Here is a 9293-nt window from a genome sequence, read left to right on the forward strand (position 1 = left end):
ATAAATTATCCATTTTAAGGTTTTTGGGCAAAATAATAAATGCTTTAACTTTATGCGTAGGTTTTTTACTGGTTGCGTTTCATTTTCCTAAACGCGGCCTGCATGATATGACAGCGAACACGAAAGTAGTATATACAAAATGATAGGCCCCGTATTTTCCTTTAATGGGAAACGGGATCCCTACTTGGGAGGTTTAAGTGGCAAAAGGATTAGGCAGGGGGTTAGAAGCGCTTATACCCGGGGGAATTTTGGGAAAACAACCGGATATAAGAGGGGAAGAAATACTCAAGCTTACGCTTGATAAAATCAAACCAAACAAATACCAGGCGAGGAAAAAGTTTGACATTGAAAAGCTTACGGAACTAGCGCAGTCCATAAAAGAAAAAGGGGTCATTCAGCCGCTTATTGTAAGCCCTTCGCTGATTCCCGGTGAATTTGAACTTATTGCCGGCGAGCGCAGGTACCGCGCCTGCAAAATGACAGGGCTTAAGGAAATTCCTGCCATTGTCCGCCATGTTAACGACAAAGAACGTTCGCAGATTTCCCTGATAGAAAATATCCAGCGTGAAGATTTAGACCCTATCGAAGAAGCCAATGGTTTTAAATCAATAATTGAAGAATTCAAACTTACCCAGGAAGAACTTGCCAAACTGGTAGGCAAAGAAAGGTCTGTTGTAGCGAATACTTTGAGATTATTAAATCTGCCTGAAGAAATTCAGGAGCTGGTTTCAAGCGGCTCTATAACTTCAGGCCATGCCAGGACGCTAGCAGGGATCCCTGAAAGCGACAAGCAGAAAGAACTGCTAAAAAGGATACAACGGGAAAAACTTACCGTAAGGGAAATTGAAAATATTGTTAAAGACTGGAAATCAGAAATCCGCCGGAGCGGCGGGAAGCCTGTAAAGCGCAAACGCTCGGCAGAACTGATTGATTTTGAAAATAATCTGCAGAAAGCGCTGGGAACGAAAGTGCAGGTGTTTTCCCGCGGTAAAAAAGGGAAAATAATTATCCACTTTTATTCTCTTGAAGAACTTGATAAAATAGTAAGGGAGCTGAAGAAAAGCAGGAACCCCTAAGGGGAAACTAAGGAGGAAGCACCTATGACCAGAGGAAAGATTTTTGCCATTTCGTTTTTTACGTCGCTGATAGTTTCAGCAGGAGTTTTTATTTTAATGTACCTTTACGTCGTGCCGTTAATTATTGCTAACCAGAAATTCAGCCTTCCCAACGTAACCGGCGCAAAGCTTGAAACCGTAAAACTGACGCTGGAAAGCAAGGGTTTGAATTTCAGCCTTAATGGCGAAGAAAATGACCCGCTTGTCTCTGCCGGAAGCGTATTAAAGCAGGAACCCCTGGCAGGAACGCTTGTAAAGAAAAACGATATAGTAAAACTTGTGGTAAGCAAGGGCAAAAAAATGGCCGCGGTGCCTAACGTATTAAATATGCCTGTTGAACAGGCAGCCATAGAGATTACCAAAGCCGGCCTTATACCGGATAAAATGGACAGAGAAATTTCGCCGGCAGTTCCTAAGGGTTATGTAATATCGTTGGACCCCCAGCCGGGGGCTTCCGTTGATTTCGGCACAAAAGTTAATTTATTAGTCAGCGGCGGGCAGCCGAAAACAGTAAAAGCAAAACCAGCGCCAAAACCAAAGCCGATAGAAATACCGAAAGAAATGGTTCCGGATGTTGTTGGAAAATATTTTGATGAAGCCCGGAAAATACTTGAAAGCAAGGGGTTTAAATTAGGCAAGCTAAGCAAATCTTACAGCGATGACCAGGATTTTGATATAGTTTTGAGCCAATATCCTAAAGCGGGAATGAGCGCTAATAAGGGGTCTGAGGTAAAAATAACGATTAATTCAGAAGTTCAGAATCCGAATGCTTCCCAGGCGGCGCCGGTTGCGCCTGCAGCTCCGGTTGAAACAGAGACAGTTCCATCGGCAGAGGATGAATAGGCGCAATAATCTCAATTTTGAAATTTCAAATCTCAGATAATCAACTGTCCGCAGGCGGCGCCTATATCAGTGCCTCTTGATTCGCGGATAATAGCTGTCAAACCGGTGTCACAGATATAATCCTTGAAAGCCTGGACGTTTTCTCTTGAAGGCGGTTTGTATCTTTCCACTCCGGTGGGATTGTAGGGTATCAGGTTTATCTGGACTTTATCATTCCAGGTGAGGTTTCTTCCGACAAGCGTTGCCAGGGCGGCCGCATCCGCCTGGGTGTTATTTACCCCGTCAATCAAAACATATTCTACCGTAATTTTTGATTTTGTTTTCCTGCCGTATTCCAGGCCTGCCACGAGTATGTCTTCTACAAAATAAGGAATTTTTCCGGTTATGATTTTTTCCCGCGTCTCGTCGTTTGGGGCATGGAGCGAAAGCGCCAGGCGCACGGCAATGTTTTCGTCAGCTAATTTCACAATTTGGGGCACAAACCCGGCTGAGGAAAGCACAATTTTGCGCCTGCCGTAGCCAAATTGGTTCGGGTCAACCAGTGATTTTATCGCGCTGACTACATTGTCATAATTAAGCAGGGGTTCGCCCATACCCATAAAAAGAATACTGTCAATAACAGCCCCGCTGTCTTTTTCCACCTGCAAAATCTGCTCCAGGATTTCTCCGCGGCTTAAATTTCTTTTAAAAGGCACTTTTCCTGAAGCGCAGAAAGAACATTTTATTGGACAGCCGATTTGGGTGGACAAACATATTGAATTTCTGTTTTCATGAGGCAGAAAAACAGTAATTACTTCAAAGCCATCCAAAGTTTTAAAACTGTATCTTACAGAAGCGTCAATTTTTGAAGTTTTTTTATCTTTTAAAGTGAAAGAACGCAGGTAAAAATTTTCCTCCAAATGTTTGCGGAAATCAACGGGCAGGTTGCTGAATTCAGCAAATGAATCAACTTTTTTCTTATATAGCCATTCAAGAATCTGCTTTGCCCGGAACTTTGTTAAAAGTTTTTCAAGGACATATTTTCCAATTTGCTCCGGATCAAGATCTAATATAAATATTTTATTCATTTTTTTTTACATATCAACTTATCAGCATATTAACGCCTTTCCGTTAGTTATGATTTTTTCTAAAAGTAAATCGGTTTCTTGCGCATTCATAAAAATCTGAAAGCCAAGAGCGGAAAATCCGGAAAGGAAAATAGAAAAATAAATAGCAGGTAAGTAAAATTTGATAGTTTTCATCAGGGCCAAGTAGTAGAACTTGGTGGAATCTCTTGCCACAGTTTGCGGACTAAAACAACATTTAATGCAGGTAGATCTAGGGAATCATCATAGAAAATAATAAAACTTTCAGAGCAATCATGTTCGGATGTATTGCCTACAATCCAGGCAGCGCCAAAAATATCCATAGGGTTGTCGATTTGAAGATTTTTACCCACATAAAGGAACCCTTTTATACCGATATCAGTGCTAGACGCATTGGGAGGATTATGCCCTCGGGTCCAGGTTTCGCCGCCAAATCTAAAAGTTTTTCTGGTTTTTTGATAGCCGTCATCGCCGGGATATTCATTTGTTGCTGAAGTGTCATAATAACTATCAACGCCTGTTCTTTGAATTAAGGTATATTCCTTGTAGGCTTCCTCCGGAATATTCCTACCGGGAGCGGCGCTGACATCTATAAAATCATAACTAAGGTTATCCAGGGCGTTATTTTCTAGATTTCCGCGAACAATAAAGTTTCCAACGACTCCCCACCCAGCATTATAACCATACGGATACCCCGCCACATCTCTATCGTTGACCCAGAATACTTTGTCTCCATTGTCATCCCAGTACCAGGTACGATTAGCTAATTTAAAAGGATGTTTGAACAAATTTTGGACATGCGGCAGACCAGAGTGATCGTTTCCCGGTTCCTTGCAAGTAGTCGCATCTACCCAGCCGCCTTCTCCTGCGTCATATACTTGCCACCATTTTAGCCCTGTATAATTTTTCATTTTTGAACAACCAAAAACGTTTAATGTATTGATAACGTATGGGACGGTTCCCTGATAGACTGTTACATTAATTGCTGCTGAAGAACGCAACGCATCGAAGTCCAATAGCGGTAAATCAGGAACATCGTAGTCAGACCACCATTCCATATTGTCTGTATTCGGAGGATTCATTCCGTTTGTGTCTCTGGCGTAGCCTGCTTGGTTGCAAGTCACAACCTGTCTTGAATATTTTCTTGGGAAATAATCCTGCGCCGCGGCTGCGTTAGTAATCTCTATATTACCATGCGACATTATGGGCCCCCAATGGACAGAGAACGCGTTTCCCATGGTTATGGTGTCTTTAGATATAATTGCTCCCGGAATTACCTGGTTGCGGAATATTGCTTTTATTGCCCGTATTTCGTTTAATGTAGAATCTTTGCCTTCAGCAGTAACTGTTACTTCGCATGAACTAGGTCCTGAAGTGAATTTAATTCTATAAATTCCGCCGGAAATGTCGGTATACGTTGTATCAAAATTATAACCATTTGTAATTTTACCTTTAGAGGCCATGTCCCAGGTTGAAGTTGAACTTTTAAGTTTCCACATGCCGCGGTCAATACCAGTTTCAGCTAAGTTGAACGCCACGGACTTTCTCTGTTGTTTTACTGACCATTTTGTTTGATTTTGGGTCCAGTAAATAAGTCCGGGTATGATTACCGTTAAAAACAGCATTATGGCAATAACGATAGCTAACACTTGTCCTTTATTTCCTTTTTGAGTAAACATTTTATATCCCCCCGTTAGTTCATAACTCTAACTTTTTCAGATGCCATATGCAGCGCTTTGGATTGTAAATCATAGAGATTTTGTTCTAAAGTAAAAGAGACTGATATAAGGGCCATATCATATGATTGAGGGAAAGCGAACGCCACATAGCGCAAATTTTTTGTCATAATTTTCGTATAAATATTTTTAATTCGTGTAATATTTCTGCCGTTTTGATAGTAAGTAACACTGCTGTTATCTATAGTAACGAAATTTATACGCGAATAATACGGCTGACCAGACAAAGAATCAATTGTTATTGTGCTATTTTTTGCCTGTCTTAAATCTTTTGAGATAAAGTCCATTAATATTCTTGATTCTTGTTGTAATTCCAGAGTTACCGTATTAATTTTATAGAATTTGTATATTTCATTAATCATCTTAGGAAGCCCCAATGATAAAATACCTAGAAGAGCAACTACGGTTAATAATTCAATCAGGGTAAAACCATTTTTTTTCTTTACCATGGAAAATCGACTCCCGAAGTAGTTTGTCCCGGTTGAACGGTAATATTAGCGATAGAAGAAGAAATTATAACAATGTTTGAACCATTAAAAGTCGGATAATAAGCATATACCTTATAGCTTAGCGAGCCGTTGCCTATAACTTCAATAGAGTATGTCCCGTTTTCATTGCTGTTTGATACAAAATAAGGATCACCTGAAAGTGTGGCTATGCTCAAAGCGGGCGGGATCCCGGCAATAGTTTGAGTGCTTGCGATAAGTAATACTCCGGTTTTAATTAGCTCACCTGAAGATGTAACCGTTCCAGCAATTTTACCTAAGGTGCCTGTGATAGTAAATGTACTAGAGAAAACTGAACATCCTATAGTAATAGTGACAGTGCTTTTAGAGGGAACAGATGATTCTTTTGAACTTAAAATTGGTTGGATATAATATACACCAGTAGATAAATTTATAATTTGAAATCTACCGTCTGTTTCAGAAATACTTTCACCTCTTGTCCAGCCATCTACATCTTGCGCTGTGAAAACTATGTCCGGGACAGGATTTACGCCGTCTCTTGTGGTTAAGCCCGTAACCTTTCCTCCTTGGGAAAGGGAAAAATCAATTCCGGAAATAATCTCTCCCTGTCTTATTTCAATATTGTCTTTGGTTGCTGTAATATAGTTCGGATTATAATTTTCAGGGTTAGCAGTAACATTATAAGTTCCGGTGCCTAGTTTTATAAAATAATACCCAGCGCTATTCACATATTCTGTCACAAAACCAGCATTAACTTTAATAGGCGGCGAGATTACATTGCCAAGCGCGGCAGTTACTTTTCCGCTTATATACCCCTGGGACATATTTTCTGATAGAATAAATGCGCAAGTGCAGCCGGCAACTTCCCAGACCGGGGTAGTAGCGCTGTTAGGAACACCGACTAAACCATTTGGAATTATTGTAACATTAGAAATTTCTAAACATTTATCACCCGTTGATATTATTACTATCCAGGTGCCCGTAGCAACTGAAGTTAACTCAAATTTACTTGCGGGAGGGGAACCAACAAGACGTGCGACAGTTCCGGCTGAAAGGCCGTCGCTTGCCGTGACAAACGCTTCTACCGGAACACCGGAAGCAACTGGTTCTGAGTTAGAACTATTTTTTGGCGGATAAATTAGAGGTTTGGGAGATATAAAATCTATATTGTTGTTATTTGAATCATAGCATCTGCCAATTCCTTCAATTACCTCTGAAGGACGTGACCTGCGGACAAGTTGTTCTCCTTTTTCAAAACCACTGAATTCATTTTTACCATCAGTTTCAAAAATCGGGGCTGTTTTTGCGCCGCTGTTCCAATCCCAGCCGACTACATCTATCCAGGAATTATCCGAGATATAGTAAATACCAATGCCGCCGCAACCTATATTGTCATCTTCTCTGCATTTAATAGCATTAGTGGTGCTACTAAATACTGCATCTGCAGTTCTTGTAATACCACAAGCATTTACTGTAACAGTATTTGCGATTAAATAATAACATTTTGATTGAATGGCGGAGGAAATATAATTTATTGGAATGTCCGCCGGCGCTGGCAAATCTTGTACCTGATATTTTAATCCGATTATTGGAATAGAACTAATTGCAATTTGCCAGGTATAAGTTGTTGGGTTAAAAAGTTCTACGTATTCCTGATTAGTCCCGGCAGTCTCTGTACTTGCCACCACCTGAGAAATAACAATGTGGTCATTTAACCACACCTCTCCAACAACTGTTCCTGAACTCATAGGTGCTAACTCGAAATTTATAGTGGTTGTCTGGCTTGGTCCGATTGAAAGCGGTATGCTCTGTGAAAAATATCCCCAGGCAGAAGCCATAATCGTATAATTACCATTTAATAAAGTAATGGCATAATTCCCTGAGGTGTCAGTCATATTCATCCAAGTTGCATTCTCAACTATTGATACAGCGGCATCTGGAATATTTGTTGAAGTACCTGCTTTTTTTACATTACCATTAACTACTGCATTATACCTTTTTGTATCAGGATTAGCAGCTACACTGCGTATTTGTATCTTTTTTTTACTTCCGCCTTCCCTCCAAACAACTGTTGCTGTAATAAGTTTCATCCCTGCTTCAGGTGTCGTTGGAGAAAAGGTTTGTAGTTCTCCGTTTATTTCCTGAACTACTTGAACATAAGTCATTCGTTCAAAAGATATTCCGCCTTCTAAAATGGTTTCACGCGGATAATATTGTGTATCATAGGGAATTGCAGGTGAAAAATCAGTAAAATAAGCAGGTGAAACAGTGATTAATAGTTTATAATATGAAAGTGATTTTAATATGTTAATTTTTTCCTGCGCAAGGTTTGTAGCTAATGTTTTTGCCTTAGAGCTGTACAAAGCTTTTGAAATATTACCAAAAGTTCCAATATAGACAAGAATAACCGTAGTTAATATTACCAAGGCCACCATTATTTCTATTAAAGTGAAACCTTTTTCACAATTCTTTTTCATCATTCTTAACACCTGTTTAGTAATCTTATTAATTAAAATTTTGGGAACAACCCGGGAAAAGCATTCACCAATTTTTAACTGACATCATATATTACTAACCCTGCCGGAACCTTCGGATAAAAATATGTGGTTTTTTGCGGCATTATTTTGCCTTTTTTTGACAGCGTATAAATGTCTTTGATTGTAGGCGCTTCCAATAAGAATGCGTACCCCTGGATTTCCTGCGCTTTCTTAATTGCTTCACCGAGGTCCTTGGTATAAAAAATGTTTCCCGGGTCAGTTTCGTTCAGTACAAATTCCTGTAAAACAATAGCGCCGATAGAAAGTTCCAGTTTGTTTTTAATTTTATTTTCGGAAAAACCTTTTTTAAGTTTTAGTACTTTAAATTCACCATTGCAATAACAAACAATTTGAGGTTTTGATTTTCCATCCCAGTGGGTAAGCGTGAAATGTTTATTGATTTTTTCCTGTATGTCCGGATAGGCCCTGATAACCCGGTGAGTTGGAAGAAGTACCAGCCCCGGGTCTTCTATAGCGCAAAGAAACGCGAGAATGTAGTTATAAGGAGCGTTGTTATCATATTTTTTGTTTTTCCTCTCCATGAGTTCTTTATACAACAGTCCAGTACTGCACCTATGGTGCCCGTCTGCAATTACCAGGGAAACATTTTTCAGCTTATTTGTTAAATCGGAAATTGTTTTCTGGCCATTGATAACCCAGAACCTGTGAGTAATATTTTCTTTGTCCAGCTGCGTGAATTCTATAGGTTTATTTTTTTTGGAAACATTTAGCACTAATTTTGTTATTGACTTTGTTTTGTCGGGGAAAATGCAGAAAATCGGGCTGGTATTAATTTTTAGTTCTTTTAAAAGCTCAAAACGGCGGTCAATGTGTTTCTGGATTGTTTTCTCATGCCCGTGAATTGATTTCTCATCCAGTTCTAAAGCGGCAAAAAAGCCGGTGCGTTTAAAAACCCGGCCCTTTAGGTCAAATTCCTGCTGATAAAGATATATTGAAGGTGTTTTTTCTTTGGCAAGTATGTTATTTTTAAGCCAGGTATTAAGGAATTTTTTTGCTTTTTTATTGCTTTCCGGGAGTTCAATATTTACAAAATTGTTTGCCGAAAGGGAAGTAAGTTTTTTTCTTTGTTCTTCTGAAATTATATCATAGGGCGGGCAGATAAGATTTTTAAGGTTTTTTGAGCCTTTAATGTACCGGATGCCTTTAAAAGGAATTATTTTAGCCATTTAAATATCCCTCCTAGGGATATTTCATCCAAAGCGAATCATCTTCAAACCTGTATATTTTTGCTTCGAATTTATGTTCGGTTAAATCAAGCACCGCATAGCTCATTGGTTTGCCGCGGTCGTCGCCTAATTTCAAATGGCCCGGGTTTATCCACACAACGCCGCTGATATCAGTTTCAATCTTAGGTATGTGAGTATGCCCATAAAGAACAATATCCGCCTTTGCGTTTTTTACAAGTTCTTCAGGGCTTGCCAGCCCGGGCAGGTCGTTGCTGTGTTTATGGGGAGTGTGTGTAATCAGGATTTTTTTGCCGCAATATTCG

Annotated in this window: 8 protein-coding genes; 2 read left to right on the forward strand and 6 right to left on the reverse strand. The window is 39.7% G+C overall.

Going from position 1 to position 9293, the window contains the following annotated elements; all coding sequences use genetic code 11:
* Window positions 1–197 precede the first annotated feature (197 nt).
* Together KKH91_06210 and KKH91_06215 are read left to right on the forward strand one after the other, a co-directional pair.
* Window positions 198–1076 (forward strand): ParB/RepB/Spo0J family partition protein, encoded by an 879-nt coding sequence (locus tag KKH91_06210; GenBank protein MBU0952394.1) that lies wholly within the window; start codon window positions 198–200, stop codon window positions 1074–1076.
* Between the two features lie 24 nt (window positions 1077–1100).
* Complete coding sequence (locus KKH91_06215) at window positions 1101–1958, forward strand: PASTA domain-containing protein (GenBank protein ID MBU0952395.1); 858 nt, start codon at window positions 1101–1103, stop codon at window positions 1956–1958.
* A gap of 32 nt (window positions 1959–1990) precedes the next feature.
* On the opposite strand, the gene rlmN is transcribed toward KKH91_06215, so the two are convergent.
* The 6 genes from rlmN to KKH91_06245 form a co-directional block, all read right to left on the reverse strand.
* Window positions 1991–3025 carry a 23S rRNA (adenine(2503)-C(2))-methyltransferase RlmN gene (gene rlmN / locus KKH91_06220; protein MBU0952396.1) on the reverse strand — a complete coding sequence of 345 codons (1035 nt, stop codon included), beginning with the start codon at window positions 3023–3025 and terminating at the stop codon, window positions 1991–1993.
* 173 nt (window positions 3026–3198) lie between these two features.
* Entirely contained in the window at window positions 3199–4722 is a 1524-nt protein-coding gene (locus KKH91_06225) for a hypothetical protein (GenBank protein ID MBU0952397.1), read from the reverse strand.
* 14 nt (window positions 4723–4736) lie between these two features.
* A complete protein-coding gene (locus KKH91_06230) occupies window positions 4737–5228 on the reverse strand; it encodes a prepilin-type N-terminal cleavage/methylation domain-containing protein (protein MBU0952398.1) in 492 nt (163 codons plus the stop codon).
* Window positions 5222–7726: a carboxypeptidase regulatory-like domain-containing protein gene (locus KKH91_06235; GenBank protein MBU0952399.1), complete on the reverse strand. Its 2505-nt coding sequence runs from the start codon at window positions 7724–7726 to the stop codon at window positions 5222–5224. The genes KKH91_06230 and KKH91_06235 overlap by 7 nt, the downstream gene beginning before the upstream one ends.
* A 71-nt stretch (window positions 7727–7797) precedes the next feature.
* Window positions 7798–8970, reverse strand: coding sequence for a DUF1015 domain-containing protein (locus KKH91_06240; GenBank protein ID MBU0952400.1), 1173 nt, complete (start codon window positions 8968–8970; stop codon window positions 7798–7800).
* Between the two features lie 13 nt (window positions 8971–8983).
* On the reverse strand, window positions 8984–9293 hold a 310-nt coding region (locus KKH91_06245), incomplete at its 5' end, for a metallophosphoesterase family protein (protein ID MBU0952401.1).

It is taken from the genome of Elusimicrobiota bacterium (genome assembly GCA_018816525.1).
GTDB lineage: Bacteria > Elusimicrobiota > Endomicrobiia > CG1-02-37-114 > XYA2-FULL-39-19 > OXYB2-FULL-48-7.

Bases quoted from the DNA above. Each gene is read 5' to 3' on its own strand.
- KKH91_06215 (MBU0952395.1), top strand. From the start codon at position 1,101: ATGACCAGAGGAAAGATTTTTGCCATTTCGTTTTTTACGTCGCTGATA.
- rlmN (MBU0952396.1), bottom strand. From the start codon at position 3,025: ATGAATAAAATATTTATATTAGATCTTGATCCGGAGCAAATTGGAAAA.
- KKH91_06225 (MBU0952397.1), bottom strand. From the start codon at position 4,722: ATGTTTACTCAAAAAGGAAATAAAGGACAAGTGTTAGCTATCGTTATT.
- KKH91_06230 (MBU0952398.1), bottom strand. From the start codon at position 5,228: ATGGTAAAGAAAAAAAATGGTTTTACCCTGATTGAATTATTAACCGTA.
- KKH91_06235 (MBU0952399.1), bottom strand. From the start codon at position 7,726: ATGATGAAAAAGAATTGTGAAAAAGGTTTCACTTTAATAGAAATAATG.
- KKH91_06240 (MBU0952400.1), bottom strand. From the start codon at position 8,970: ATGGCTAAAATAATTCCTTTTAAAGGCATCCGGTACATTAAAGGCTCA.